Annotated in this window: 21 protein-coding genes; 13 read left to right on the top strand and 8 right to left on the bottom strand. The window is 67.1% G+C overall.

The annotated features are described in order from the left end of the window. Positions 1-131 precede the first annotated feature (131 nt). Genes LQ144_RS08925 through LQ144_RS08915 form a run of 3 tightly spaced genes read left to right on the top strand, consistent with a single transcriptional unit; the run spans position 132 to position 4230 of the window. Positions 132-1478 (top strand): L-fuconate dehydratase, encoded by a 1347-nt coding sequence (locus LQ144_RS08925; protein WP_230118205.1) that lies wholly within the window; start codon positions 132-134, stop codon positions 1476-1478. Beyond that, positions 1475-3022, top strand: a complete 1548-nt coding sequence (locus LQ144_RS08920; RefSeq protein ID WP_230118204.1) for an aldehyde dehydrogenase (NADP(+)) — start codon at positions 1475-1477, stop codon at positions 3020-3022. The genes LQ144_RS08925 and LQ144_RS08920 overlap by 4 nt, the downstream gene beginning before the upstream one ends. Further along, on the top strand, positions 3019-4230 hold the full coding sequence (locus LQ144_RS08915) for a fumarylacetoacetate hydrolase family protein (RefSeq protein ID WP_230118203.1): 1212 nt from the start codon (positions 3019-3021) through the stop codon (positions 4228-4230). Before LQ144_RS08920 ends, LQ144_RS08915 begins: the two co-directional genes overlap by 4 nt. Before the next feature lie 99 nt (positions 4231-4329). On the opposite strand, the gene LQ144_RS08910 is transcribed toward LQ144_RS08915, so the two are convergent. The 3 genes from LQ144_RS08910 to LQ144_RS08900 form a co-directional block, all read right to left on the bottom strand. Next, entirely contained in the window at positions 4330-4797 is a 468-nt protein-coding gene (locus LQ144_RS08910) for an SRPBCC family protein (RefSeq protein ID WP_230118202.1), read from the bottom strand. 193 nt (positions 4798-4990) lie between these two features. Further along, the gene (locus tag LQ144_RS08905; RefSeq protein WP_230118201.1) at positions 4991-5455 is read right to left on the bottom strand and encodes a hypothetical protein; all 465 of its coding nucleotides are present in this window, start codon (positions 5453-5455) and stop codon (positions 4991-4993) included. An 84-nt stretch (positions 5456-5539) separates the two neighbouring features. Then, positions 5540-6220 (bottom strand): hypothetical protein, encoded by a 681-nt coding sequence (locus tag LQ144_RS08900; protein WP_230118200.1) that lies wholly within the window; start codon positions 6218-6220, stop codon positions 5540-5542. 153 nt (positions 6221-6373) lie between these two features. On the opposite strand from LQ144_RS08900, the gene LQ144_RS08895 reads away from it, so the two are divergent. The 4 genes from LQ144_RS08895 to LQ144_RS08880 all read left to right on the top strand — a co-directional run bounded on the left by LQ144_RS08895 (position 6374) and on the right by LQ144_RS08880 (position 10152). Further along, positions 6374-6751, top strand: coding sequence for a VOC family protein (locus LQ144_RS08895; RefSeq protein WP_230118199.1), 378 nt, complete (start codon positions 6374-6376; stop codon positions 6749-6751). Positions 6752-6797: 46 nt separating this feature from the next. Further along, positions 6798-7832 (top strand): PHP domain-containing protein, encoded by a 1035-nt coding sequence (locus LQ144_RS08890; RefSeq protein ID WP_230118198.1) that lies wholly within the window; start codon positions 6798-6800, stop codon positions 7830-7832. 134 nt (positions 7833-7966) lie between these two features. Further along, a complete protein-coding gene (locus tag LQ144_RS08885; protein WP_230118197.1) occupies positions 7967-9349 on the top strand; it encodes an MFS transporter in 1383 nt (460 codons plus the stop codon). A 26-nt stretch (positions 9350-9375) separates the two neighbouring features. Beyond that, a complete protein-coding gene (locus LQ144_RS08880) occupies positions 9376-10152 on the top strand; it encodes an SDR family oxidoreductase (RefSeq protein WP_230118196.1) in 777 nt (258 codons plus the stop codon). Between the two features lie 44 nt (positions 10153-10196). On the opposite strand, the gene LQ144_RS08875 is transcribed toward LQ144_RS08880, so the two are convergent. The 3 genes from LQ144_RS08875 to LQ144_RS08865 all read right to left on the bottom strand — a co-directional run bounded on the left by LQ144_RS08875 (position 10197) and on the right by LQ144_RS08865 (position 13767). Next, positions 10197-10499: a DUF4193 domain-containing protein gene (locus LQ144_RS08875; protein WP_230118195.1), complete on the bottom strand. Its 303-nt coding sequence runs from the start codon at positions 10497-10499 to the stop codon at positions 10197-10199. A 227-nt stretch (positions 10500-10726) separates the two neighbouring features. Continuing rightward, on the bottom strand, positions 10727-13027 hold the full coding sequence (locus LQ144_RS08870) for a fibronectin type III domain-containing protein (RefSeq protein ID WP_230118194.1): 2301 nt from the start codon (positions 13025-13027) through the stop codon (positions 10727-10729). Positions 13028-13368: 341 nt separating this feature from the next. Beyond that, entirely contained in the window at positions 13369-13767 is a 399-nt protein-coding gene (locus LQ144_RS08865) for a DUF5997 family protein (protein WP_230118193.1), read from the bottom strand. A gap of 136 nt (positions 13768-13903) precedes the next feature. Between LQ144_RS08865 and LQ144_RS08860 the strand changes: the two genes are divergently transcribed. After that, positions 13904-14641, top strand: a complete 738-nt coding sequence (locus LQ144_RS08860) for a LysR family substrate-binding domain-containing protein (protein WP_230118192.1) — start codon at positions 13904-13906, stop codon at positions 14639-14641. Positions 14642-14666: 25 nt separating this feature from the next. Here the strand turns inward: LQ144_RS08860 and LQ144_RS08855 are convergent, their stop codons facing one another. Further along, positions 14667-15386: a GntR family transcriptional regulator gene (locus LQ144_RS08855; RefSeq protein WP_230118191.1), complete on the bottom strand. Its 720-nt coding sequence runs from the start codon at positions 15384-15386 to the stop codon at positions 14667-14669. A gap of 105 nt (positions 15387-15491) precedes the next feature. On the opposite strand from LQ144_RS08855, the gene LQ144_RS08850 reads away from it, so the two are divergent. From LQ144_RS08850 to LQ144_RS08835, 4 genes are all read left to right on the top strand, one after another. After that, on the top strand, positions 15492-16250 hold the full coding sequence (locus LQ144_RS08850) for a 5-oxoprolinase subunit PxpA (RefSeq protein WP_230118190.1): 759 nt from the start codon (positions 15492-15494) through the stop codon (positions 16248-16250). Between the two features lie 153 nt (positions 16251-16403). Further along, a complete protein-coding gene (locus tag LQ144_RS08845; RefSeq protein ID WP_230118242.1) occupies positions 16404-17696 on the top strand; it encodes an MFS transporter in 1293 nt (430 codons plus the stop codon). Between the two features lie 45 nt (positions 17697-17741). After that, positions 17742-19451 carry a 5-oxoprolinase/urea amidolyase family protein gene (locus LQ144_RS08840; protein WP_230118189.1) on the top strand — a complete coding sequence of 570 codons (1710 nt, stop codon included), beginning with the start codon at positions 17742-17744 and terminating at the stop codon, positions 19449-19451. Further along, a complete protein-coding gene (locus LQ144_RS08835) occupies positions 19451-21265 on the top strand; it encodes a biotin carboxylase N-terminal domain-containing protein (RefSeq protein ID WP_230118188.1) in 1815 nt (604 codons plus the stop codon). The genes LQ144_RS08840 and LQ144_RS08835 overlap by 1 nt, the downstream gene beginning before the upstream one ends. Before the next feature lie 9 nt (positions 21266-21274). On the opposite strand, the gene LQ144_RS08830 is transcribed toward LQ144_RS08835, so the two are convergent. Then, positions 21275-22843: an FG-GAP-like repeat-containing protein gene (locus LQ144_RS08830; protein WP_230118187.1), complete on the bottom strand. Its 1569-nt coding sequence runs from the start codon at positions 22841-22843 to the stop codon at positions 21275-21277. A 229-nt stretch (positions 22844-23072) separates the two neighbouring features. On the opposite strand from LQ144_RS08830, the gene LQ144_RS08825 reads away from it, so the two are divergent. Then, the gene (locus LQ144_RS08825) at positions 23073-24797 is read left to right on the top strand and encodes a multicopper oxidase domain-containing protein (RefSeq protein ID WP_230118186.1); all 1725 of its coding nucleotides are present in this window, start codon (positions 23073-23075) and stop codon (positions 24795-24797) included.

The following is a 24797-nucleotide window of genomic DNA, read 5'->3' as shown; positions in this document are numbered from 1 at the left end:
CATCCCGCGCACGAAATCCGTCCGGCGCCGAACCCGGGGGCTTGATCGGGAACAGGATTCCTATATGATTATCGAAATTCATATAGGAAATCATGACCGCCCCTCCAGAACTGCCCCGAGAGAAGAGATCCATGCCTTCCATTACCTCCATCAAGACCCAAGACGTGCGGTTTCCGACGTCCCTGGAACTCGACGGCTCCGACGCGGTCAACGTTGACCCGGACTACTCCGCCGCGTACGTGGTCATCCGCACCGACGCGGGCGATGAAGGCCACGGCTTCGTGTTCAGCTGCGGCCGCGGCAACGAGATACTGACGGCCGCGATCGACGCCTACGCCCGCCTGCTGGTAGGCCGGGACATCGATGAACTGATCTATGACCTCGGCGGCGCGTCCAAGCGGCTCGTCCATGACTCCCAGCTCCGCTGGCTTGGGCCTGAGAAGGGCGTGACACAGATGGCGTGCGGCGCCCTGGTGAGCGCCTTGTGGGACATCCGCGCCCGCCGCGAGAACAAGCCGCTCTGGCTCCTGCTGAGCGAGATGGCCCCCGAAGAGCTCGTGGACGTGGTGGACTTCACCCACATCCGGGACGCCCTCAACCCCCAGCAGGCGCTGGACATCCTGCGCGCTGGCCAGGACGGAAAGGCCGCCCGCATTGCGGCGCTCATGGCTGACGGGTTCCCGGCCTACACCACCTCGCCGGGCTGGCTGGGCTACAGCGACGAGAAGCTGGTGCGTCTGAGCAAGGAAGCGGCTGCCGACGGCTTCTCAATGATCAAGCTCAAGGTGGGCGGCGACATCAACGATGACCGCCGACGCATGGCCCTGGCCCGCCAGGCAGTGGGCGACCTCCCGATAGCCATCGACGCCAACCAGCGGTGGGAAGTGTCCGAGGCCGTCGAATGGGTCAACCAGCTCGCGGAATTCAACCCGTACTGGATCGAAGAACCGACCAGCACGGACGACATCCTGGGCCACGCCGAAATTCGAAAGGGCGTTTCCCCGGTCCGCGTTGCCACCGGCGAGGCCGTGGCGAGCCGCATCGTGTTCAAGCAGCTCCTGCAGGCCGGCGCCATCGACGTCCTGCAGCTCGATTCCACCCGTGTGGGCGGCGTCAACGAAAACATTGCCAACCTCCTGCTCGCGGCCAAGTTCGGCGTCCCCGTCTGCCCGCACGCCGGCGGCGTGGGCCTCTGCGAGTTGGTCCAGCACTTCTCCTTCTTCGATTACGCCGCTGTCAGCGGCAGCCAGGAGGGCCGCATGATCGAATACGTCGACCACCTTCACGAACACTTCGCCGAGCCCGTCCGGATCGTCAACGGCCGCTACGCCGCGCCGAAGCTGCCGGGCACGGGAGCCGAAATGTTTGCCGCCTCCCGCGTCCGCTGGGAATTCCCGGCCGGCGCGGGCTGGCAGGAAGTGGGCAACCGCGCCGCGGTCACGGGCGCATCCCTGGCCCCTGCCGGAGCTGGCCGATGACGGCCGCGGCGGCTACCGCCGTCGAACCGACTACCGCCGTTGAACCGGCTGCCTCGGGCGAGGCCACCGACGTCGACCGGCTCAACACAGCCGTCGAGGCGGCGCAGGCCGCCTTTGAAAAAGGCCGCACGGCGGATCCCGCCACGCGCTCCGGATGGCTCGAGGCCGTCGCGGCCGGCCTGGAGCGGGACGCGACGGAGCTCGTGGACATCGCCCGCCGGGAAACGCATCTGGGCGGACCGCGGCTGGAGGGCGAGCTGAAACGCACTGTCTTCCAGCTGCGGCTCTTCGCGGACGAAATCCGCCGGGGCGATCACTTTGACGCCACGATCGACCACGCGGATCCGGCCTGGGGCATGGGTCCGCGGCCGGACCTGCGCCGCTACAACGTTCCGCTCGGCGTCGTCGGAGTCTTCGGCGCCTCGAATTTCCCCTTCGCCTTCAGTGTCATGGGCGGCGACAGTGCGTCGGCGCTGGCAGCCGGCTGCGCCGTCGTGCACAAGGCGCATGACGCGCACCGGGAACTTGCTTCCCGCACCGCCGAAACAGTGGCTGCAGCGCTGGACGCCGCCGGGGCGCCGCCAGGCCTTTTCGCAGTCGTGACCGGACGGCAGGCCGGCGAAGCACTCGTGGACCACCCGCTGGTGAAGGCCATCGGCTTCACGGGCTCGACGGCGGGCGGCCGGGCGCTGTTCAACCGGGCCGCAGCGCGGCCCCAACCCATCCCCTTCTTCGGGGAGCTGGGCGGCATCAACGCCGTTTTCGTCACCCGCAGCGCCTGGGCAGCGCGCCGACAGGAAATCCTCACCGGCTTTGCCGGCTCCTTCACCCTGGGAATGGGCCAGTTCTGCACAAAGCCCGGGCTCCTGTTCGTCCCCGCCGGGCACGCGGCGGACGCCGGTGCCGAACTCCGGAAGGCTCTCGCGGAGTTCGCGCCGTCGCAGCTGCTCAGTCAGCGGCTGCACGGCGGTTACGTCGACGCGGTCCGGGCGCTCCGGGAGGCGGAGGGCGTGGATGTCCTCGTCGAAGGCGACTTCGCCGAGGCGCCCGCCCCCACCGTCCTGCACACCACCGCCGACGCAGTGCGCAAGGAGCCGGACATCCTGCGCCAGGAGATGTTCGGCCCGGCAAGCCTGGTGGTCGAATACGGTGACGAGTCGCAACTGGCCGGGCTGGCTGAACTGTTGGAGGGCCAGCTGACCACCACGCTGCAGGCCGAAGAGGACGACGACGTCACAGAGCTCGCAGCCCGGCTGAGCGACATCAGCGGCCGCGTCCTCTGGAACGGCTGGCCCACCGGCGTCACAGTCAGTTACGCCCAGCACCACGGCGGGCCGTACCCGGCCGCGACGTCTTCCACCACCTCCGTGGGAACGGCGGCCATCCGCCGCTTCCTGCGGCCGGTGGCGTACCAGTCGTTCCCCGCCGCGCGCCTGCCGGAACCGCTGCAGGACAGCAACCCCTGGGGCGTTCCGCAAAGGGTGGACGGCGTGTGGCACCATCCGACTGCGGCCGGCCGTTCACCAGAGGCGGGTCGGCTGTGAGCGCCCTGCCGCTCGACGCGTCAGCGTCAGTCCTGCCCGAGGACGCGGAGCAGGCCCTGCTCATCGGCCGTGTCTGGGACGTCGAAACGGGCGGCCCGCGCGTGGCGGCGGTCAGTGGTGAGTCGGTGTTCGACCTGCAGGACGTTGCCTGCACGGTTTCGGAACTTCTCGAGCTGCCGGACCCGGCCGCCACGGTGCGCGCCGCCATGCTGGACCCGGAACGGAGCCAACCGCGGTGGGCGACGTCAGACGTCCTGAGGGCCACTCTGGCAGGGGACACCAGCCGGCCGCACCTGCTGGCGCCGGTTGACCTGCAGGTCATCAAGGCCTGCGGCGTAACGTTCGTGGACAGCATGATCGAGCGGGTGATCGAGGAGCGCTGCGCCGGCGACGCCGGGCGGGCGGACGAAATGCGGGAGCTCGTTGGCAAGGCCCTCGGCGGCAGCATCGGTGCGGTCCGTCCCGGCTCCCCGGAGGCGGCCGAGGCCAAGCGGGTCCTGATCGCCGAGGGACTCTGGTCCCAGTACCTGGAAGTGGGCATCGGTCCGGACCCGGAGGTCTTCACCAAGGCGCCGGTGCTGTCCTCGGTGGGGCTCGGCGCGGGCATCGGCATCCCGGCGTTCTCCTCGTGGAACAACCCGGAGCCGGAGCTGGTCCTGATTGCCATGTCACAAGGCAAAGTGGTGGGCGCGACGCTCGGCAACGACGTCAACCTCCGCGACGTGGAAGGCCGCAGCGCCCTGCTGCTGGGCAAGGCGAAGGACAACAACGCCTCCAGTGCCCTGGGACCGCTGATCCGGCTGTTCGACGACAGCTTCACACTGAACACTTTGAGGGAGGAAGAGATCCTGCTGCGCGTCGATGGCCCGGACGGCTACCGGCTGGAGGGCCGCAACACAGTGGCGAGGATCAGCCGGCCCTTCGAGGAGCTCGTGGCGGCTACCCACGGAAGGCACCACCAGTACCCGGACGGCTTCGCCCTGTTCACCGGCACGCTGTTCGCGCCCACTCAGGACCGGGATCAACCGGGGCAGGGCTTCACGCACAAGCACGGCGATGTGGTGACTATCCGCAGCCGCCACCTCGGTGCCCTGATTAACTGTGTAGGTGCTTCCGAGGACCTGCCGGAATGGACGTTCGGCCTGCGGCAGCTGTTCGGCTACCTTGAGGCGCAGAGCCGCCAGCCGGCAGGATCCGCCGGGCGCTAGCCTGATCCGGACAGGCCGGACAGCCGGGCAGGGGAGTAAGCGCCCCTGCCCGGCTCCGGCACGCTGGCTCAGATTTTGGGGCCCGGGTGTCGCGCCGTCTCAGGCGTTGTGCGACGCCGCGGCGGAGGACAGCGAGGCCAGTCCCTTTTCGAAGTCGCCGCCCACCATCTTGTCCATGTTCATGAACAACGCAAAAACCTTGCCGATGCCCTTGTTCTCGCCGTTCATGGTCCAGGTGACGCGCGTGCCGTTGCCTTCGGGGACGAACGTGAAGTTGGTGGGGTTGACGGCGGCGAACGGCTTGGTGAATACCAGCCGGATGTTGATGCTGTCCAGTTCCTGGGCGCCGACGATCTCCATGGTGCCGGAGCCCGCCTTGCGGTTGCCGCTCCAGGCGTACTTTGCGCCGACACCGGCTTCCGGGCCCGAGTAGGTGCGGCTCATGGTGGGGTCCACGGATTCCCACGGGGACCATTTGGTCCATTCGCGGAAACTGTTGACCAGCGGGAAAACGTCCTTGGCAGGGGCGGGAATGAGGGCGCTGCGTGTGACCGTATAGGTTGACATGGCCCCATCCTAAGGCCGGGTTCGGGGCATCGGGAGGAAGGTCTGGCCCGGCGGTTCCCAGCACGCCACCGTGTGGGAGCCTTGCCGAGACAAAGGATGCGGACACCGACCCTCACTGACAGCAACGCGGGGCCACATGCCGCGCAATAAACGGCCCGGATTGGGCCGGAGTGACCCCGCGCTGCAGCATGGGCTAGCTGTTGGCGGCCGCGTCGTCGTAGCCCTGCTGGGTGCCGTTGCCCCGGCCACCACCGCCCGGGCCGCCCATGCCCTCCTCGGTGCCCGTCACCTTGAAGCTGGCGTCCAGCAAGACGGTGGCCCGGGTGCCGTCCGCCTTGGTGATGTGGGCTTCGTACGTGGCGCCGTCGGCGTCGGTTTCCATTCGCTCGATGGTCGCGTCGGGCTGGGCAGCCTTGACGGCGGCCTCGACCTTGGCGGCGGTGTCGCCAGTCAGGACTTCCTCGGTCTTGCCGTTGGCCTGATGCGGCCCGCGGGTCCCGCCGTCTGTCCCGGCAGCGCCGTAGCCCTGCGTTGTGGACGACGCCGCCGACGACGTGCCGCTGTCGGCCATTGCCGGGAGTGCGGCGGCGCCGATCGCACCGCCTCCGGCTGCCGCGGCCAGGATGATGCCGGCCGTCACCTTGTTGATCTTGGACATGTGAATCTCCTATTCTCCGGACCCGGGCGAACGGGCCGGCCGCCTCTGCGGCCTGGGAAAATACTCTGATTCAGGCTTGTGTCCCTACTTCGCGGCCGCTGTGCCAGGCCTGTGAATGCCCGCCGCCAGTAACTTTGTGGTTCCCCCCGCCACTTCGGCGCCTGATGCGATGTGTGCGCCTGCCGCGATTTCTGCCCCTGCTGCAATTTCAGCACAGCGCAGCGCGTCCTCCAGCCGTGCCACGGCGGGCGCGTAGCCAGGGCCAGCCAGCGTCCGCAGCAGCTCCGTTTCCCGCATCGCCTTGATGAATGCGGCGGTTTCCGGCCGTGCCACGTCCGCCATGTCAGGGAAGTCGATGGCCAGCGCCGGATCCAGTTCGTACCGCTGCCAGCGCTTCAGGACAGCATCGTGGAGATCTACGGCGGCCCGGCGGGCAGGCAAATCCTCCCGCTGGCGGCGCCGGGAGGCATACCAGCCCAGAATCTGCGGGCTGCTGCGGTACGCGGCAACGCCGCTGGCGCCGGTGACGGCGGCCAACGCCAGTCCAGCGAGCGGTGATGTCACCGCCGGGATCAGAAGGGCCGGAATTATCACGGCTGCCCCGCAGAAAAGGTCCCAGAACAGCGGGTCTGAACTGTCGCCGTCGGGCCTTCCGGCATGGTGCCGTACGGCGAAGACGGTGCAGGAAGCGGCGGCCACCAGCACCGCACCCCAGAAGACAAGCTGCAGGGCCCCAATCAGGACGGCTTCCGTTACGGCGGGCACTCCACCACCTCCAAGCAACGGGGCCCGGTAATTCGGGCTCCACTACAATTGCATCCCCTGCGGCCCCGGTGGTCAATGGGTCGCCGGGCCGCGCCAGCGACTGGCCGTGGCAAACGGTTTGCAGCGGGCGGCGCTCGGCGTAGCCTTGGCGGCATGCGACTCAAAATGTGCAGCATCCACGTCCAGGATCCGGCAGCGGCCCACTCGTTTTATACCGAGACCCTCGGCTTCGAGACTCTCATGGCCATGCCGGAACACAACCTGTTCATCGTTAAGGATCCGGGTGCCGCGGGCGGCGCGGGGCTGCTGCTGGAGCCGAGCGATAATCCAATCGCGGCCGCTTACATGACCGGACTTCACGACGCCGGGATCCCGGCGATCGTCTTCGGCGTCCCCGACGTGAAGGCCGAGCATGGGCGGCTCACCGCCGCGGGCGTCCGGTTCCAAGGCGAACCGTCGGAAGACCCCTTCGGGATCTCGGCCGTGTTCGACGACGGCTGTGGCAACTTCGTCCAGCTCCACCAGGACTGAAGGCCGTTCGCCGCAAGACCGCTGGCTTAAAAGGTGGGAGACCTGAATGGACGCCGTTGACGCCTTGAATGAGATCGCGTTCTGGCTGGAACGCAGCGCCGCGCCAACGTTTAAGGTCCAGGCCTTCCGGAAAGCCGCCGGCATCATTGGCGACATCGCCCCTGAGGAGCTGACGGAGCGGGCACAGGACGGCCGGCTGAAGCGGACCAAGGGGATCGGGGACACGACGTTCCAGGTAATCCGGCAGGCGGTCGACGGTGGAGTGCCGGATTACCTGGAAAAGCTGAGGCAGAGCGGCGCGGAACCTCTCGCCGCCGGCGGCAAGGGGCTGCGACCTCTGCTGCGGGGAGACCTGCACAGCCACAGCGACTGGTCCGACGGCGGATCGCCCATTGGCCTCATGGCGGATGCCGCCCGCACCCTCGGCCGCGAGTACCTTGCCCTGACGGACCACTCGCCGACCCTGAAGATTGCGAACGGGTTGAGTGCCGAGCGGCTCAGCGAACAGCTCGAGGTTGTGGCCGCCGTTAACAAGGTCCACGCCGGTCCGGGGCCCGGCGGGTTCAGGCTGCTGGCTGGAATCGAGGTGGACATCCTCGAAAACGGCGAGCTGGACCAGTCTCCGGAGATGCTGGACCGGCTCGATGTGGTGGTGGCCAGCGTGCACTCAAAGCTCCGCGCGGACCGGAGCACCATGACGGACAGGATGCTCGGCGGCATCGGGGACCCGCACACCAACGTGCTGGGGCACTGTACCGGGCGCCTGCTGCAGGGCTCGCGCGGCACCCGTCCGGAGTCGGAATTCGACGCCGAACGCGTGTTTGCGGCGTGCGCGGAAGCCGGCGTCGCCGTCGAAATCAATGCCCGGCCCGAGCGCCAGGATCCGCCCGACAACCTCATGCAGCTGGCCCTCGATGCGGGGTGCCTCTTCAGCATCGACAGCGATGCGCACGCGCCCGGCCAGCTGGACTTTCTGCAGTACGGAGCCGAGCGGGCGGAACTGAACGGGGTGCCGGCGGACCGGATCATCACCACGTGGCCGCTGGAGCGGCTGCTGGAGTGGCTGAAATCGGGGACATAAGACATCTGGCCACGTGGTCGCATTCCATCACCGCGGCACCAACTAAGCGTGGTGACTATTACGTTGCAGAGTGGTAAACCTTAATTGTTCCGCTGAGGAACCCCGGCGGGCCCGTTCTCACTGCGAGGTGCACCATGACTTCCATGAATCCTGCCAATCATCTCGACGAACTGGGCCACAGAACACTGCGCAGGGTACGCGGGCGCATCATGCCGCTCATCGTCCTGCTCTATTTCGTGGCTTACCTGGACCGGAACAACGTGGGCTTCGCCAAGCTGACCATGAGCGAGGACATCGGGCTGAGTGCTTCAGCGTACGGGCTCGGTGCAGGCATCTTCTTCCTCGGCTATGCGTTGCTGGAAATTCCCAGCAACGGCGGCATGTACAGATTCGGCGCCCGAAAGTGGATAGCCCGGATCCTGATCTCCTGGGGCGTCTTTGCCACCGCCATGGCCCTGGTGAACGGGGAAACCACGTTCTACGTCGTCCGCTTCCTGCTGGGCGCGGCCGAGGCCGGATTCTTCCCGGCCATCCTCTTCTACCTGACCCTGTGGTTCCCGGCCGCCCAGCGCGTCACGGTCCTGGGTATCTTCATCCTGGCGCAGCCGGTCTCCAACGCCCTGGGCGCCCCTGTGTCGGGCCTGCTCCTCCAGATGGAAGGCATTGCGGGCCTGCACGGCTGGCAGTGGCTCTACATCATTGAAGGCATTCCGGCCATCCTGCTCGGCCTGCTCACCCCGATCCTCATGACGGACCGCCCGGGCCATGCGAAGTGGCTGCCGGCGGAGGAGCGCGAATGGCTGACCAAGACCATGGACGAGGAGCTCGCCCACAAGCAGAAGGGCCAGCCGCACCACTTCCTGGCCGGCCTCAAGGACCCCCGGACGATTGCGTACTCCGCGCTGTACTTCGGCCTGGTCTGCGGAATCTACGGCCTCGGTCTGTGGATGCCCACCATCGTTGCCGCCCTGGGCAAGTTCAGCACCACCCAGGTCGGTTTCATCGTGGCGATCCCGTACACGATTGCGGCGGTTTTTGTGTACTTCTGGGGCAGGCGCTCCGACCGGACGGGTAACCGCGTGCTGCACGCCAGCATCAGCATGGTCCTCGCTGCCGTAGGTCTCCTGGCTGCCGGCTTCCTGGTGCAGGTGAACGCTATTCTCGCCCTGATGGCGCTGACCCTGGCGGCCATGGGCATCTACTCGGCCATTGCCCCGTTCCTGGCGATGCCTTCCACGGCCTTGGTGGGAGCCGCGGCCGCCGCCGGTCTTGCCATGGTGAATTCACTGGGGAACCTGGGCGGTTTCGTGGCTCCCTACGCGGTGGGGCTGTTCAACGACGCCACGGGCGACAACCGCTCAGGCCTCGTGTTCCTGTCGGCGGTCCTGGCCATCACGGCAGTTGCCACCTATCTCTACGGACGCAGGCGGCCGGAAGGTCATGTGAAGCCCGGTACCCGTGCAGCCGTTGGTGAGGAAGCGGTTGCTGCCGACGAGTTCGACGACACCAAGTACTGACAACAGGCGACGAGAGGCTAAGGGACATGACGCATCACGAAACGTTGCCGGCCGAGCGAACCGCGGTGCTGACCGGCGCCGCGTCTCCGCGCGGCATCGGACGGGCGACGGCGGAAATGCTTGCCAGCCAGGGGTGGTCGGTGGCGATCCTGGATATCGACGGCGACGCGGCGCGGCTGGCGGCAGAGGAAATCACCGCCGTCTACGGCGTCAAGGCCACGGGGGCGGGCGCGGACGTCTCCGACCCGGCGGCCGTCAACGCCGCCATCGACGAGATCGAGTCCAGCATGCCGCCGATCGTTGGCCTGGCCAACCTTGCCGGCATCAGTTCGCCCACGGAATTCATGGATGAGACGCTCGAGGCGTGGGAGCGCGTGTTCAAGATCAACATGACCGGCACGTTCCTGGTTACCCAGCGTGTGCTCAGGGGCATGATCGAGCGCAAGCTCGGCAGAGTTGTCAGCGTCTCCTCCATTTCGGCCCAGCGTGGTGGAGGCACCTACTCCAAGGTGGCGTACAGCGCCTCGAAGGCGGCCATCATCGGCTTCACCCGAGCCCTGGCCCGGGAAATGGGCCAGCACGGCATCACCGTCAACTGCGTCGCTCCGGGGCCGGTGGACACGGACATCATGGGCGGAACGCTGACGGATGAACGCAAGGCCGCCATGTCCGCCGACATTCTGATGGGCCGGGTTGGCACCGTGCGGGACATCGCCGCGCTCATGGTGTTCCTGATGGGCGAGGACGCCGGCTACATCACGGCAGCGACGTATGACATCAACGGAGGGCTGCAGATTTCCTGAGGGTTCCGGGCCCAACGATCAGGACCGGGTGAACAACGGGCGTCCTACCCTTCGCACTCCGAGCAGTACTTTTTTCCGTCTTTTTCCCGCGCGAGCTGGCTGCGGTGATGGACCAGGAAGCAGGACATGCACGTGAACTCGTCCTCCTGCACCGGGATGACCTGGATGAGCAGCTCTTCGTGGGAGAGGTCGGCCCCGGGAAGGTCGATGCCTTCTGCGGTGTCGGCTTCCTCGACGTCCAGCAGGGCTGTCTGGGATCCGCCGCGCTGGGACTGCATCGCTTCGATCGATTCGGTCCCCGGCTGATCCTCTTGATTGACGCGCGGTGCGTCGTAGTCGGTTGCCATGGTGGTTTCACTCCTTCGCATGGGGGCCGGATTGGCGCCCATTCGCAGGCATCAACTCTACTGCCCTGCCAAGTATTCCCGGGGAGAGCCGGCGCCTGAAGTACAACTTACGGAGCGCACAAAAGTCCGGTGGCTACCGGCGCATTGCCGGCAGCCACCGGACTGGGTGGCGGAGCTGCCTGAAACTCTGCAGCCTCTCCGCGATTGTTGGTGATGCCCGACGTGGCCTAGCGGTTCACGACGGTGGCTGGCCCGGCCGTTCCACCTACGGTGGACTCAATCCAGACTCTGCCGGGGTTGCTGGCTCCGGCTGCGGCGTTGCGTAGCCGGAGGTTGTAGTCGCCACCGGTCGCCGGTGCGGCCGCCGCAGTGACGGCTACCTGGCCCAGCACGGGGCCGGTTGGGCTTCCGGAGTGGATGGTAATGACGCCGCCGACCACACTGCTGGTGCCGCTGATCCTGAGATCGCCTGCCCTCCACTGTGCGATACCGATCGTTACCGTGTCCGCTACCGGTGTCACGGTGACCTCGTCTGTCCGGACCGTGGTGCCAACCGTAACCGTCAGCCTGAAAGTGAGCGGACTGTTCGTCATCGGTGATTTGAAGACCGGCAGACTGAACGTCGGCTTCAGCGTGGTGCCGCCGGTAATCGTCACCTGGTTCGGATCAGTTGCCCCGGAAAGTACCTGTTCCCATTCGTACTTGGCGCCCGTTGTGGTGGATCCGGTGCCGTCCAGTGCCACGGTGGTGGCTGTGGTGCGGCGGGCGACGCTCTGGTCCGGGCCGGCGATGGCCACGACGGCGCCTTGGGCGGTCGCGGACGCGGTCTTGGCCGATTCGGGACTGGTGCCGTTGATGTTGCTGGCCCTGATGGTGAACTGGTAGGCGGTGTCGCCGGCGAGTCCGTCATAGACCAGGGACGTGGCCGTGCCGGGAGCCGTCTTGGGGGCGCCGAACGCGGTGCCGTCAGCTGTGTAGGCCTGGATCGTGTACCCGGTGATGGTCAGGCCGGGCGCGCCCGCGTCCGGTGCGGTCCAGGTCAGGCTTGCCGTACCCTGGCCCACGACGGGTGCTCCTGAGAAGGCCGGGGCGGCCGGTACGGGGTCGTTGGTGATGGAGAAGTTCAGTGTGCCGGCCTGGGACACGTTGCCCGAGGGGTCGATGGCGGCGAACTTGAGTGTGCCGGTCTGGGCGATGTTAACCGGGCCGGTGTAAAGGGTTGCGGCATCGGAAGTGACGCCGCCGGGGAGGACGGGTTCTGTTCCGTTGGTGGTGAAGAAGATGCTGCTTCCGGCCTCGCTGGCGGTCAGGGTGACGTTCTGGGCCGTGGAGAAAGTGCCTCCGCTGGGCGTGGCCGTCACTGTCGGGGCGGTGGTGTCAGTTTGCGGGATGGCGTGGACCCCGGGGAAGGTGTCTCCGGTGCTGCTTTCGGCCACGACGTAGACGTCGTAGTTCTCTCCGGCAGCCAGTCCGGTGATGGTGGTGCCGGAGGCTGCCTGGCCGGTGATGCGCTTGCCAATTTCTACTTGTTCGTTGGCGGTCACGGTCTGGGCGACCGCGGTTGCCCGGTAGCCAGTGATGGCCGGTGTGCCCGGGATAGCTACAGCGGGGGTCCAGGTCAGTTTGAGTCCGCCGGACACTTTCGCGGCAGAGACGCTGGTTGGCCCTGGAGGGCCGGACTGGAGGGGACCGTTGGGGCACCCGCCCATGCCCGGGCCGCCGGGTTCGCCGAACTCGGCGATGGTCACGCCCTGTCGGTTGGCCGCGGCGTCCTCCAGTTCCCAAGCCATGGCGCGCTCACCGAGTCCGGCGTTCGCGGCGATCTCGGCGTTGGCGGGGTCATCGAAAACGTAGGTTGCGGTGAAGGTGTTGGGACCGTCGACATCGAATTCAAGGCTGGAGGAGTAGCCGCCCTTGGGGGCCGCGGTGAGGAGGCCGGGGACGGCGCGAATATCGCGGCGGGCGATCGTGGTGGCGGTCAGGGCCGGCTCAATGATGCGCTGTTCCATTTGAGCCCGGTTGACGCCGGTGCCTACGTGTCCTTTGACCGTAACAGTGCTGCCGCTGAGGATCGAGTCGGCGGTGACATAGGTGTCCAGGACGCGAGTGTCGCCGGCGGCCGTGGCGCCGAACTTGAGGGAGACGGTATCGCCCGGCTGGATATCGGGGGTAACGTTCAGCCCCGTACCGGCCCCCCAGCAGTACCCGCCGGGGTGGTTGACTTCAAAGGCAACGTCTCCGCCAGAGACCACGCCCTTCGCCGAACCAATGACGCCGACTCCTGCGCGGGTGACCTCCACGGTTGCTGTCTCGCCCTTGTGGCTCTGGTAACCCTCGACAGTAACGAAGTCGCGGTTGGGAAAGACCAGGAGGTTGTCGGGGAAGGTCGGCACGGCCGCGCTGGCGGCCGGGATGGTGAACATGGACGTTGCGCAGACCACGGCCGAAACGGTTGCAATGATTCCGGCCCTGCGGGTACCGGGAAGGCGTGAAGTGCGCGCTTCCGGCTCGTGTTGTGCTGATTTCATGATGACCTCATCGATCCGAGGTGCGCGATACCTTCACGCACAATCACAGAATCAATAGGCCGCCTTGGGGAAACGCTGTTCTTCGCGGGCATTTCGAGCGTCTCCCCCCGCCATTTCTGCGGCCCCCTTGGGCCCCCAAATGGTGGGGGAGCGGACCGGATGAGCGGGGCCGTTCGTCGCGGCGGCAGATGGTTTGGCCGCGCCCCGTCTGGCTTCTGTGGGCGGCAGGCCGGCTGGGGGGCAAGGCCCCCCAGCCGCGCTCGCGTCCCCTCGGGATGGGGGATCAGGAGTCCGGGTTATCGCAAGGGTTACGGCAGCTTTCGTGCTGCCGGAAGCTCCAGCTAGGCCTGGCGCGCCTTCTTGGCGTCTTTCTTGGAAGCCTCGTCTTTGACGCGCTGAGCCTCGGCGCGCACCGCGGCGTGGGTGGAGCGCTCGGCGACCAGCCACGCGGGGGGAGCCTGCAGCAGCGCGGTGATTTCCGCCGTCGTCAGGGCCTCTTCGACGCCGCCGCGGGCCAGTCCGCTGATCGAGACATTCAGCTTCTGCGCCACCACCGGGCGGGGGTGCGGGCCGTTGCGGCGCAGCTCGGCCAGCCACTCCGGCGGGTTCGCCTGGAGTTCTGCGAAATCGGCGCGCGTGATGGTTGAATCCTGGAACTCCTGGGGTGTTGCGGGCAGGTAGATGCCAAGCTTCTTGGCAACGGTGGCCGGCTTCATGGACTGGGAGTTAGCAGAGGTCATGCTTCAAGGGTATCTGGCTGCGTACCGGAAGGGGACCAACGGTGAACCGAGAGCGGGCACCGCGCGGGGCACTGGCGGTACTGAGCTCCGGCGGTACTGCACTGGCGGTACTGAGCGCGGGCGGTACTGTGAACGTGTGCCCGCTGAAGATGAATCCACATTAGCCCCCGCCCCGCCAGAACCCGGCCAGCGGGAGCTTCGCTTCGCGTACGTCGCCGGCGTCACGCCGGGAAAGTGGATCCGCCGCTGGGAAGAGCGGATGCCGCATGTTCCGTTGCGCGGCTTCATGTCCGACGGCGGCACGCAGCTTTCCGTGCTGCGCGACGGTTCTGCCGACCTCAGTTTTGTGCGGCTGCCCGTGGACCGCGAGGGCCTGAATGTCATTCCGCTGTATGAAGAACAGCCGGTGGTGGTGGCACCCAAGGGCCATGAGATCTCGGTGTTCGAGGAAGTGGCACTGGAGGACCTCGCGGAGGAGACCTTCCTCGACGCCGACGGGCTCGGCGGGCCGGAAGCTGCCCTGCAGGTGGTGGCGTCGGGGGCGGGCCTGCTCATCCTGCCCATGTCCGTGGCCAGGCACTTCAACGTCAAGGACACCGTGGCCCGCCGGCTCACAGGGGCGCCCGGCACCGAAATTGCCTTGGCGTGGCTCAGCGATGCCACGGACGAGGTGATTGAGGAGTTCATCGGCATTGTCCGCGGGCGCACAGCCCAGAGCTCCCGGCAGCCGTCCGCCCAGCAGGAGAAGCCGAAGAAGGAACCCAAGCCGGACCGCCGCGGCACCGGCGCCAAGAAGCCCAAGGTGGCCCAGCGCTACGCCCCCAACCCGGACAAGGGCCGCGGCCGCGGCTCGCGGAAAAAGGGCAAGCGCTAGCCAAGCACCTGCGCTCTCAGCGCTCTCAGACGCCGTGAATGGCGACCTGCTGGGCCTCGGACCGGTCAAGGTACGCCAGCATCAGCTCTGACGCGCGCTCACCGTCCCCGGCTTCCAACGCGGCGCAGATCTGCTCGTTGTCCTTCAGGTATCCGCTGTAGAACTCGGCGTCCACCGTGGCCTTGTGGAAGAACAGGCGCATCTCGGCGAGCACCTGGGACATGATTGTGTCCAGGCGCCGGCTTCCGGCCATGGCCACAATGGCGCGGTGGAAATGCTGGTTGGCGCTGCCGAGCCCCTCATTGTCATTCGCGGCCGCGGCTTTCTTGCCCTCTTCCACAGCGGCGCGCACGGCCGCAATCTGCTCCGTGGTGCCCCCGTTCCGGATGGTGCTTACCTCGATGGCGCGGCGGACGGTGTAGACGTCGTGGATGTCACCGGCGCCAAGACTCGCCACGAACACACCGCGGTTGGGATGCCGGACCAGGAGCCGCTCGCTGGCCAGCTCGGCGAAGGCCTCACGGACAGTGTTGCGTGAAACGCCTAGATCCTCGGCCAGCGCGGCTTCCGTGAGCCTGGCGCCAGGCAGCAGCAGCCCTTCGGCAAGTTGGTGCCGCAGCTCCTGGGCAACCCGCTCCGCCACCGAGGGCACGGCTACCCGAAGGCGTGCCCCGGCAAGCGATGCGCCGTTGCCTGCAGCGGCTGGGGCGGAGGCACTCCGGGCGTTGCGGGCTGGGCTCGTCATGCCTTGAATTTACACGATTGCCACATCGTTTAATCGTTGGATTGTTGAACAATTCCTCAAAGTGGTGCATCCTAGAACTCAGGCTTCTATGAGACGAGGATCACAATGACGAAGATCGACCTGAACAGCGACGTCGGAGAATCATTCGGGCGGTGGACCCTGGGCGATGACCAGGCGATGTTCCGCTCCGTCACGAGCGCCAACGTGGCCTGCGGCTTCCACGCCGGTGATCCCAGCGTTATTCGGAAGACCTGCCGGCAGGCGGCCGCCGCCGGCGTCGTCATCGGCGCACATGTGGGCTACCGCGATCTTGCCGGTTTTGGCCGCCGCTTTCTGGACATAGCGCCCAACGAGCTCGCGGACGACGTCGTCTACCAGATCGGCGCGCTGCAGGCGCTGGCCGCGGCGGAGGGCACGCGCGTCCAGTACGTTAAACCGCACGGCGGGCTCTACAACGCGATCGTCCACCACACGGCGCAGGCACAGGCCGTGGTCGACGCTGTGAAATCGGTGGACGCCCAGCTGCCCATTCTGGGGCTTCCCGGCTCGGAGGTGCTCCGCCTGGCGGAAGCCGCCGGCCTGCGTGCCGTCCCGGAAGCCTTCGCCGACCGGGCATACAACCCGGACGGCACGCTCGTGTCCCGCTCCCTGCCAGGATCTGTCCTTGATGATCCCGCAGAAGTGGCGGAACATGTCCTACAGATGGCCACTGATTCCGCCGTCCGCACCGTGGACGGTTCCGTCCTGAAAATCCGCGCAGAAAGCATCTGTGTGCACGGCGATTCCCCCGGAGCCGTTGCCATGGCCACAGCCGTGAAGTCAGCCCTGACCGCAGCAGGCGTCACCGTCGCCGCCTTTGCCTGACCGCCCGGCCTGCCTGCCGCAGCATGGCCGAATAACCCTTCCAAGCACTCCAACACCCCAACCCCGGAGTATCTAATGACCGCCTCAAACCCATCACCGGCCGGGTCCACACCCGGAACGCCGTCCCCGGCAAAGAAGCCGCAAACCAAGAGGATGCCGCCCGGAGCACTCAAGGCCTACGTCGCCAGCCTCACCGGCACGTCCCTTGAGTACTACGACTTCGCCATCTATTCGGTGGCTTCCGCCCTCGTCTTCCCCAAGATCTTCTTCCCCGGCAATGACGAGTTCGTCGGGCTGCTCCTTTCCTTCTCGGCGTTCGCCGTCGGCTACCTCGCCCGCCCCATCGGCGGTGTGATCTTCGGCCGGCTCGGCGACAAGATCGGCCGCAAGCAAGTCCTGGTAGTTACCCTCATGCTGATCGGCGCAGCCACGGTGCTGATCGGTGCGCTGCCTGACTACTCGGTCATCGGCGTCGCCGCCCCGGTCATCCTGGTGCTGCTGCGACTGGCCCAGGGCATCGGCGTCGGCGGCGAATGGGGCGGAGCCGTCCTGCTCTCCAGCGAGTTCGGCGATGCCCACAAGCGCGGCTTCTGGTCTTCGGCCGCGCAGATCGGCCCGCCGGCCGGCAACCTGATGGCCAACGGAGTCCTGGCCGTGCTGGCAGCGACCCTCAGCAACGAGGCCTTCCTTTCCTGGGGCTGGCGCGTCGCTTTCCTGGCCTCCGCACTCCTCGTGGTCTTCGGCCTGCTCATCAGGCTCAAGCTCGAGGAAACCCCGGTCTTCAAGGCCATCCTTGCCCACGGTGAACAGCCCAAGGCCCCCATCAAGGAGGTCTTCACCAAGGAACCGCGTGCCCTGGTCGCGGCCGCCCTGTCCCGGGTCTGCCCCGATGTTCTCTACGCCCTCTTCACCGTCTTCGTGGCGGTCTACGCCACCAAGGAACTGGGCATGACCACCGGCAATGTCCTCGGCGCCATCCTGATCGGTTCCGCCTTCCAGCTGGTACTTATTCCCGCAGCCGGGGCCCTCACGGACCGCTTCAACCGCCGCCTCGTCTACGGAATTGCCGCAGTCGGAACCGCTGCTTACACCCCGCTGTTCTTCCTGATGATCCAGGGCAGGTCCGTCCTGATGCTCACCTTCGGCGTCGTGATCGGCCTGGCCTTCCACGCGTTCATGTACGGCCCGCAGGCGGCGTACATCACCGAGCAGTTCCCGGCCCGGCTGCGCTACGCCGGCAGCTCGCTGGCCTACACGCTGGCCGGAGTGATCGGCGGCGCCGTGGCACCGTTGATCTTCACCGCCCTCTACGCAGCGTCCGGCGACTGGCTACTGATCGCGGTGTACCTGCTGGTGGCGTCCGTGGTCACCGTCATCGGCCTGGCGCTCGGCCGGAACCCGCAGACGGCCGAGGAAGAACGGCTGCTGCAGGAATCGCGCGCCTAAGTGGCTCAGATCCCATTCACGGCACCGGCAACGATGGAAGCGGCTATGGAAACAGTGGCAGCACAAAAGGCGGCCGTTCAGAAGGTCAGGTCCGTGCGTGCGGTGGGGACCCGGGCGGTGCTCGCCGAACTCTCCGGCACCCGGGACGTCCTCGCCCTGCAGGCACTGCTTCTGGAGAACCCGCTGCCGGGCCAGCAGGACGTTCTGGCCGCGGCCGAGACGGTCCTGCTGACGGCGGATTCGCCGGCAGCTGCACGACGCATCGCCGCGCTGCTGCTGCAACTCGACCTCACCGCGCCGCCCCAGCGGGACGGCGACCTGGTGGTCATTGACACTGTGTACGACGGCGAAGACCTCACCGAAGTGGGGGAGCTGACCGGCCTCGGAGCGGACGGCGTGATAGCCGCTCACACCGGGCAGATCTGGACTGTGGCCTTCGCCGGCTTCGCCCCTGGCTTCGGCTACATGGTGGGGGAGAACCAGGTCCTCGAAGTGCCCCGCCGCAGCTCACCGCGCACCGCCGTTCCCGCCGGCTCGGTGGCCCTGGCCGGCAACTACTCCGCCGTGTACCCGCGCCGGTCCCCGGGCGGCTGGCAGCTCATCGGCCGCACCGGCGCGAAAATGTGGGACCTGGACCGTGAACAGCCCGCGCTGGCGAGCCCCGGCCACCGGGTGCAGTTCCGTGCCGTCCGGGACGCAGTAACACTGGCTGATGAAGCCGTTACCGTTGCCGCGGCGGAGCCGCAGGACGTTCCATCCGGCCTGCAGATCGTTTCTCCGGGACTTTACAGCCTGATCCAGGATCTCGGCCGCTACGGCCACTCCGCACTGGGGGTTTCCGCCGCCGGAGCGCTGGACCGGGCCTCGCTGCGGCGGGCCAACCGCCTCGTGGGGAACGCGCCGTCGGCCGCTGCCGTTGAGACTGTCGCCGGCGGACTCACGGTGACGGCCGTCGGGGACCAGGTCCTCGCCGTCGCCGGCGCGCCGTCGGAACTGACCGTTGACTCTGCTTCGGACGACTCTGCTTCAGACGAGGATTCCGGGACCGTCCGGCGCTCGGTTCCGGTAGCCACCCCCTTCGCCTTGCTCGACGGCGAGACCCTGACCATCGGCGCGCCGGAGAGTGGTTTCCGCAGCTACCTCGCCGTACGCGGAGGAGTGGACGTAGCGCCCGTGCTGGGCAGCCGTTCCACCGACACCATGTCCGGCATCGGCCCGGCGCCGCTTGCCGCCGGCCAGGTCCTTGCCGCCGGTGGCGAGACCGAATCCGGCGTCGTCGGGACCCCCGAGCTGCAGCCGGAGTTCCCGGGCACCGGGGTGACCGTGCTCGACGTCGTCCCCGGCCCGCGCGCCGACTGGTTCGATCAGGAGGCGCTGGCGTCTTTTGCCGGCCAGGAGTGGGAGGTGAAGCCGCAGTCCAACCGGGTGGGCATGCGCCTGAACGGCACGCCGCTGCAGCGCAGCCGCGCAGGCGAACTCCCCAGTGAGGGCACCGTTGCCGGAGCCCTTCAGGTCCCGCCGGAGGGCCTGCCCGTACTCTTCCTCGCCGACCATCCAATCACCGGCGGCTACCCGGTGATCGCCGTCGTGGTGGACCACCAGCTCGACATCGCAGCCCAGATCCCGATTGGCGGCAAGATCCGCTTCCGCTGGGCTCCTGCTAAAGACGTTCCAGCCCGCGTTTCCCCTTCCGCCGAGATCCCAGCCGCCGCAGCGGCCCCCGAAACCACTTCCGAACGAAAAGCGAGTAACTGATGCGCAAGGTCCTGATCGCCAACCGCGGAGAAATCGCCGTCCGGATTGCCCGGGCCTGCGACGACGCCCAACTGGGCTCCGTCGCCGTCTACGCGGACGTCGACGCTGACGCAGTGCACGTCGCCGCCGCGGACGAGGCGTACGCCTTGGGCGGGAACTCGCCCGCGGACACTTACCTGAACATCCCCAAGCTGCTCGCCGCTGCCGCCCAGTCCGGCGCGGACGCCATCCATCCCGGCTACGGCTTCCTCTCTGAGAACGCCGACTTCGCCCAGGCAGTCCTGGATGCCGGACTGACGTGGATCGGCCCGACGCCGGAGGCCATCTTGCTGCTTGGCAACAAGATCACCGCCCGGGAGACGGCCGTCCGCGCCGGTGCGCCGCTCGTGGCCGGCAGCGACGGTCCGGTGGACTCGGCCGCGGAAGCGCGCGCCTTTGCCGAAGAACACGGCCTGCCGATCGCCATCAAGGCAGCCTTCGGCGGCGGAGGGCGCGGCATGAAGGTGGTCCGCGCCCTGGACGAAGTGGAGGAAGCCTTCGACTCTGCGGTCCGGGAAGCCGTCGCCGCGTTCGGTCGGGGTGAATGCTTCGTGGAGCGCTACCTGGACCGTCCCCGCCACGTCGAGGCGCAGGTCCTGGCGGATACCCACGGCAACGTGGTCGTCGTAGGAACCCGCGACTGCTCCCTCCAGCGGCGGCACCAGAAGCTGGTAGAGGAGGCCCCTGCGCCGTTCCTCAGCGGTGACCAGCGGAAGCAGATTTACGACGCCGCCAAGGCAGTCTGCCGGGAAGCCGGCTATTCCGGCGCCGGGACAGTGGAATTCCTCGTGGCCACGGACGGCACCGTGGCGTTCCTCGAAGTCAACACCCGCCTGCAGGTGGAGCATCCGATCACCGAGGAAACTACCGGGATCGACCTGGTCCAGGAGCAGTTCCGGATCGCGGCGGGAGAACGCCTGCGTTACTCCGAGGACCCGGCACCGCGCGGCCATTCCTTTGAGTTCCGGCTCAACGCCGAGGATGTGGGCCGCGGCTTCCTGCCGTCACCCGGAACCATTGCCGAGTTCTCCGGTCCCACCGGTCCGGGCATCCGCCTGGACACCGGCGTCCGCTCCGGCTCGTTCGTCGCGCCGCAGTTCGACTCCCTGCTGGCCAAGCTGATCGTCACGGGCGCGGACCGCCAGCAGGCGCTGCGCCGGGCCCGCCGCGCTCTCGCGGAAATCCGCATCACCGGCGTGTCCACCGTGCTGCCGTTCCACCGGGCGGTCCTCGAGTCCCCGGACTTCACCTCCGAAACCGGCCTGGGCATTCATACCCGCTGGATAGAGACCGACTTCGCGGACCGGATCCCGGCCGATCCGGGCTACAGCACCACAGCGCCCGACGGCGAACGCCGCACCATCACCGTGGAGGTGGACGGCCGCCGCATGGCGGTGGGCCTGCCGGCGGATTTGTTGGACGGCTGGGCACTTTCTGCCCGGACACTGTCCGGTGGGGCACTGTCCGGTGGGGCACTGTCCGGTGGGGCGCTTCCGGCCGGGGTTTCGATTGGTTCGGGGTCCGGCGGCGGTGCTGACCGTTCGGGCACGGATGCCGCCGACCCTGGGGAGCTGCGCGCCGACATGGCCGGGACCGTGGTGAAGTGGCTCGTAGAGCCGGGCGACGAAGTTTCGGCGGGGGACGCCGTCGTCGTTCTTGAAGCGATGAAGATGGAAACCCGGATCGCGGCGCACCGCGACGGAACGGTGACCGGCATCCGTGCCGAAGCGGGCGGGGTGGTCACCGCGGGAGCGGTGCTGGCAATGATCGGGTAGCCGCACGCATCAGCGGACGAGCGTGCGGATGCCGCCCCAGCCTGTCCCGATGGTGCCCGGTGCTCCCCACCGGCCCTGGCCCAGCGGGTAGTAGCGCAGCGCGCCGTCGTGGAACAAAACGGTCAGGCCGCGGGTGCCGGCTCCCTGAAAACTGTAATTGGCGGTGATGCTGCGGGCGCTCCAGCCGGTGCCGATTTGCGGGCGGGCTTCGCTCAGGAAGTTGCCCCTCCCGTCCTGGCGGTAGAGGCGGAGAATCCCGTCCCGGCCGGAGGCCAGCAGATCCGGGCGGCCGTTGTTGTCCCAGTCCGCGATGGTGAAGTTGGAAACGTTGCCCCATCCGCTGCCTACCAGGCGCCGGGTGCCAAGCCCGCGGCCTGCGGGGTTGTCGTATAGCCACAGCTTGCCCGCGACGTCGCGCGCCAGAACACCCGGATACCTTCGTGAGGTGTCCCAGGTCCCGGCCGTGATGGTCAGCTGCTGCCACCCGCCGGCCCCGGCGGTAAACGCGGCGCCGAAACCGCCAGCCGGCCGGCCGGGGTAAACGGTCAGCGTTCCGTTGGGCCACTGCGCCAGCAGGTCCAGGGTGCCGTCACGGTTCCAGTCAATCTTTGAGACGGAGCGCGCGGATCCCCACCCTTTGCCGATGGCCGCGCGCTGGCCGAGGCCGCCATTGCCCAGGGCGGGGTAGTTCCACAAGGTTCCATCCGATGCCACGGCCAGAACATCGGAGCTGCTGTGGATAGAGGCAAGCGACTTGCCGGCAGTGTCCGAGGGCCCTGTCCTTGACGCGGAACGGAAAACGTCGCCCACCGCGCCCATGACGATTCGGTCCCCGGGCCGGCTGGTCCGGAGGAGACGGGTCACGGTGGAGAGGGTGGTGGAGATACAGCCAGCCGACGGAACGTTGCCGGCGTGGAAGAAGATGGCGTACGAGGCTCCCTGGATGGTGGAGGCATCGGGAAGGCGGTTGTAATTAATCACCGCGGCCTGCTCGTAGTAGCCCTGGTTCATGAAGGTCCACAGGTTTTCGTCGGCCGGCCCGCCGGCGCCTTCAAAATACTGGTTGTAAGTACTCCCGCGCTCGCCGCCCCAGCGCGAGGACGGTTTGATGGTGCGGTACCTCAAAGCCGTGCCCGGATTCCGCCGTCCCAGGGCCTCGGTGACGGTAAAGGACCCTGTGGGTGAGCGGTTGGTGTCTTCCCACGCCTTTCCAGGTGCGGAAAAGCCGTTGATGCCTGCGAATCCTGTGGTTTGCCATTCAGTGCTGTACCCGGATGCTGTTTTCACGCAGCTGGTAATCGCCACCTGGGTGCGGTTCCGGTCCGTGGCGGTGGCAAACGTGACACGCGGGGCGCCGTACGTGTTGAACTGCACCTGCCCTGCGGTGAGCCGGGAGCAGGCGTTGTAAACCTGGGCTGCGTATACCTGGGCCGCGGGGACCGTAGCGGACTGGGCGGCGGGAACGTTGGCCGCCGCCAGGATGGTGACCACGGCGGCAGCGATGAAAGTGGCCAGCCGCCGCGCCCGGTGCGACGGAGCGCGGCGTGACGGAGCCCGGTGCGATGGAAAAAGCGTCAATTAATCCCCCAAATAAATGCGCGGCATTGCCGCACGGCTTTGTCCGCGCCAGCGGATGTCCCCAATCTAAACCACCAATTCGGGTGGGCACGCCTGCACACCGAATTCCTCCCCCAAGGTTTTCAGAAGTCCGTTGGCGCACGATGGCTGTGTTCCACACCACAGGCAGTTGTGCAGGAAACTCGCGGCCGGTGTTCCTTCGAACACCGCACAATTCTTGGAGGAAGTCATGGCAACACGGAGAGACGTGCTGAAACTGAGCATGCTTGGCGGCGCTGTTGCCCTCACCGGGACCAACGGCGGCGCCGCCCTGGCCGGTGTGCCGGCAAAGGGCGGCGCGGACGATGCGGGATCGACGCCGATCACCACTCCCAGCAGGCTCTCGGCGAGCAACACGCCGGTTCCGTACACTGCAACGTTCCGCCGGCCTCCCGAGTTGCTCCCCTACTCGACCGGCAGGGACCCCAGCGGCCAGCTCTTCGCGAAGTATTCCCTGTCGCAAAAGCTGGGCAAGGCCCAGATAGCCCCGGGACTCTCCACCACGATTGCCGGCTATAACGGGACGTTTCCAGGCCCGACGATCCGCGTTCCTCAGGGCACCCGGACCGAGGTGCGGATCAGCAACCGCCTGCCGGCGCAAGGCCTGCTGTACACGGAGCCGTTCAACACCGTCACCCACCTCCATGGCTCGGCCTCGCTGCCGCAGTATGACGGGTATGCCAATGACCGCACGGCTCCGGGCAAGGTGAAGAACTACCACTACCCGAACTGGCAGGCTGCCCGGACGCTCTGGTACCACGATCACAACCACATGCTCACCGCGCAGGGTGTGTACTCCGGCATCGCGGCCATCTACGCCCTGTCGGACAAATATGAGCAGGCGCAGCTGCCGCAGGGCGAGTTCGACGTGCCGATCCTGGTCTCTGACGTGATGCTGAACGCGGACGGTTCCCTCGGCTACAACGACAACGGCCATGCCGGGCTGTGGGGCGACATCATCACGGTCAACGGCGTGCCGTGGCCCACCATGAAGGTCAAGCCCAGGATCTATCGCTTCCGCTTCCTGGTAGGCTCGATCACCCGGTCCTACCGGTTCGCCCTGTCCACCGGTGATCCGTTCTACGTGGTGGGCACCGACGCCGGGATGACGCCGAAGGTCCAGGCGGTTCCGTCGTGGCGGCAGGGCACTGCCGAGCGGTACGAGGTGCTCATCGACTTCCGGAAGTACAAGCCCGGGCAGACCGTGGAGCTGCGGAACCTGAGCAACAAGAACAACGTGAACTTCGCCAACACCGGCAAGGTGATGAAGTTCCAGGTCGTGGCCAACTCCCCTTCCCCGGCAGGATCCAGGAGCATCAGCGCCATCCCCTCGACGCTGGACATCGGCGCACACCCCACAAAGGCCGCGGGCGGGATCGAAACCATGGCACTGACCCCCGACATGGCCGTGGCCAAGAGAATCCTGCGGGTTCAGCGCAAGGGCGGAGAGTGGACCATCAACGGCGAAACGTGGGACACCGTGGAGAAGTCCAACTTCACCCGCTGTTTCGCGAACCCACAGCGCATGCAGGTGGAGCAGTGGACCATCGTCAACGAATCAGGCGGCTGGTTCCACCCGGTCCACATCCACCTGATCGACGGAAAGATCATCGGCCGGAACACGAACGGCGGCAAGCCGTTCGCCTGGGAAGGCGGTCCCAAGGACGTGTTCTATGCGGGCGAGAACGAATCGGTCACCGTGCTGATGCAGTTCGACACCGGCAAACACCTGGGCGGCCGCTACATGGTCCACTGCCACAACCTGGTCCACGAGGACCACGACATGATGGTCCAGTTCGCGGTCGGAGACCTCAGGAACAACGACCCCATCAACGCCGACAAGCCCGTCTGGGAAACGAAGCCCGAAGGGTCCTACGCATCAAAGTACAAGGCCGCCTACCCGGCAGGAACGTGA

It is taken from the genome of Arthrobacter sp. Bi83 (assembly GCF_918698095.1).
In the GTDB taxonomy this organism is placed as follows: Bacteria; Actinomycetota; Actinomycetes; order Actinomycetales; family Micrococcaceae; genus Arthrobacter.
Note: the sequence above shows the minus strand (reverse complement) of the source record. Positions and strands in the feature narration are given on the sequence as shown.

Coding starts and splice junctions, on each gene's coding strand:
- LQ144_RS08905 (WP_230118201.1), bottom strand. CDS start 5,455: ATGTCCAAGATCAACAAGGTGACGGCCGGCATCATCCTGGCCGCGGCA.
- LQ144_RS08825 (WP_230118186.1), top strand. CDS start 23,073: ATGGCAACACGGAGAGACGTGCTGAAACTGAGCATGCTTGGCGGCGCT.
- LQ144_RS08855 (WP_230118191.1), bottom strand. CDS start 15,386: ATGACGAGCCCAGCCCGCAACGCCCGGAGTGCCTCCGCCCCAGCCGCT.
- LQ144_RS08880 (WP_230118196.1), top strand. CDS start 9,376: ATGACGCATCACGAAACGTTGCCGGCCGAGCGAACCGCGGTGCTGACC.
- LQ144_RS08895 (WP_230118199.1), top strand. CDS start 6,374: ATGCGACTCAAAATGTGCAGCATCCACGTCCAGGATCCGGCAGCGGCC.
- LQ144_RS08925 (WP_230118205.1), top strand. CDS start 132: ATGCCTTCCATTACCTCCATCAAGACCCAAGACGTGCGGTTTCCGACG.
- LQ144_RS08890 (WP_230118198.1), top strand. CDS start 6,798: ATGGACGCCGTTGACGCCTTGAATGAGATCGCGTTCTGGCTGGAACGC.
- LQ144_RS08875 (WP_230118195.1), bottom strand. CDS start 10,499: ATGGCAACCGACTACGACGCACCGCGCGTCAATCAAGAGGATCAGCCG.
- LQ144_RS08850 (WP_230118190.1), top strand. CDS start 15,492: ATGACGAAGATCGACCTGAACAGCGACGTCGGAGAATCATTCGGGCGG.
- LQ144_RS08845 (WP_230118242.1), top strand. CDS start 16,404: ATGCCGCCCGGAGCACTCAAGGCCTACGTCGCCAGCCTCACCGGCACG.
- LQ144_RS08920 (WP_230118204.1), top strand. CDS start 1,475: ATGACGGCCGCGGCGGCTACCGCCGTCGAACCGACTACCGCCGTTGAA.
- LQ144_RS08840 (WP_230118189.1), top strand. CDS start 17,742: ATGGAAACAGTGGCAGCACAAAAGGCGGCCGTTCAGAAGGTCAGGTCC.
- LQ144_RS08885 (WP_230118197.1), top strand. CDS start 7,967: ATGACTTCCATGAATCCTGCCAATCATCTCGACGAACTGGGCCACAGA.
- LQ144_RS08865 (WP_230118193.1), bottom strand. CDS start 13,767: ATGACCTCTGCTAACTCCCAGTCCATGAAGCCGGCCACCGTTGCCAAG.
- LQ144_RS08910 (WP_230118202.1), bottom strand. CDS start 4,797: ATGTCAACCTATACGGTCACACGCAGCGCCCTCATTCCCGCCCCTGCC.
- LQ144_RS08870 (WP_230118194.1), bottom strand. CDS start 13,027: ATGAAATCAGCACAACACGAGCCGGAAGCGCGCACTTCACGCCTTCCC.
- LQ144_RS08835 (WP_230118188.1), top strand. CDS start 19,451: ATGCGCAAGGTCCTGATCGCCAACCGCGGAGAAATCGCCGTCCGGATT.